This is a genomic window from Paenibacillus forsythiae T98, assembly GCF_000520735.1.
GTDB lineage: Bacteria > Bacillota > Bacilli > Paenibacillales > Paenibacillaceae > Paenibacillus_AQ > Paenibacillus_AQ forsythiae.
Genome location: NZ_ASSC01000554.1, coordinates 1 through 1,890 on the forward strand (window position 1 = coordinate 1; position 1,890 = coordinate 1,890).

Consider the following 1,890-nt stretch of genomic DNA (forward strand, 5'->3'; position numbering starts at 1 on the left):
CGCGGCTCCAATAGGGGATGCGGCTAAATACCAGGATGGCGTGTATTACGGCACCATTCCCGCCGATGAAAAAACCGGCTGGCAAACCTACGCAATTCTGACCGTCGAAGGCGGCAAAATCACCAAGGTTGACTGGAATGGATTCAACGTCAACAACGCCGGCGATCTGAAGAAGAAGGTCTCCGAAGACGGGAAATACGGTCTTGTAGCCAAAGGCGGCGCGCAAGCCGAATGGCATGAGCAGGCTGCCAAGGCGGAAGCCTTCTTGATCGAGAAGCAGGACCCTGCCGCCCTTACCTTTGACGCTGAAGGCAAGACCGACGCGGTTTCCGGCGTATCCATACACGTTAATGATCTGGTCCAAGCAGCTCAGGCCGCTCTGGCCGCAGGCCAGGCTCAGCCTGGAGCCTACAAGGACGGCGGCTACCATGCCCAAGGCGAAATGGACGCCAAGTCCGGCTGGGCTTCAACGGTTGACTTGTCCGTCGCCAACGGCAATATCGTGGCTGTCAAATTCAGCGGCGTCGACAAGGACGGCAATGACAAGCAGCAATTCTCCAAAGACGGCAAGTACGGCATGAAGGAGAAGAACCCCAGCGCCCAGGCCGAATGGCATGAAGAAGCAGTCAAGGCGCAGCAGTACTACCTGGCCAACCAAGCCGCCGCTCCCGCATTCAACGCCGAAGGCAAGACCGATGCGATTTCCGGCGTGACGATCAGCGTAGGCGAATATTGGACCCTGGCAGAACAAGCACTTGAAGGAGCGAAATAATTCGCCACTCCTCCTTAGAGGCTAAACAGATAAATGAGGTGAGTTTCTTTTGAAGAAAATCGTGATTCTTGGCGGCGGCTACGGCGGTGTGCTTACAGCCAAAAAGCTCGCAAAGAAATTAAAAAACAACAATGACGTCGAAATCAAATTGATCGACCGGAACCCTTACCACACTCTCTTGACCGAGCTGCATGAGGTTTCCGCAAACCGGGCTCCGGAGGATTCGATCAAGATTGACCTGAAGAAAATTTTTGCCGGCCTGAAGGTGGATGTCGTGCTCGACGAGATCGGCGATATTGACTTCCAGGGCAAGAAATTAACGTCCGAGAAAGCCGTCTACGAGTATGACTATCTCGTTATCGGCACAGGCAGCAAGCCGACCTTCTTCGGGATTCCCGGGGCTGAGGAGAACACCTTCTCTTTCTGGTCCTATGACGACGCCGTGGCGCTCAAGCGGCAGATCCGGGATATGTTCACGCTGGCGGCCAAAGAGAAGAAGCCGGAAGTCCGCCGTTCCATGCTGACTTTTGTCATCGTCGGCGCAGGCTTTACCGGCGTTGAGCTGGTAGGCGAAATGGCGGAATACCGCGAAGAGCTGTGCAAAGAATTCTTTATCGATCCGAAGGAAGTGCGGCTGATCGTGGCCGACATGGCTCCGAAGATTCTGCCGATCCTGCCGGAGAAGCTCATCCGCAAAGCTGAGGCGCACCTGCGCAAGCTGAACGTGGAGATCGTTACCGGCGCAAAGATTACGGAAGTGGGCAAAGGCAGCGTAGCCCTCGGCGAGAACAACGTCGTGGCCGCGAGCACCATTGTCTGGACAGCCGGCGTCGAAGGCTCCGAGCTTGTGGGCAAGCTTGATGTGCAGCAGCAAGGACGCAAGCGCATTGTGACCAACGAGCATCTGGAAAGCGTGGATCACAAGAACGTGTACGTTGTCGGCGACAACATCTTCTACATTGTCGAAGGCGAACAGCGTCCCGTTCCGCAGATGGTCGAGAACGCCGAGCTTGCGGCTCCGCTGATTGCCGGCAACATTGTCGCCGATATTAACGGAACAGCGAAAAAGGGATACAAACCGGCCTTCCACGGTACGATGGTATCGATCGGCAGCCGCT

At 55.8% G+C, this 1,890-nt stretch carries 2 protein-coding genes; both read left to right on the top strand.

Features of this window, described 5'->3' with window-relative positions; all coding sequences use genetic code 11:
* A partial coding sequence (locus tag L692_RS32915) for a hypothetical protein (protein WP_025701386.1) occupies window positions 1–772 on the top strand: 772 nt, incomplete at its 5' end.
* A 49-nt stretch (window positions 773–821) separates the two neighbouring features.
* Window positions 822–1,890, top strand: a 1,069-nt coding sequence (locus L692_RS0117440; protein WP_025701387.1) for an NAD(P)/FAD-dependent oxidoreductase, incomplete at its 3' end; no start/stop codon positions are given.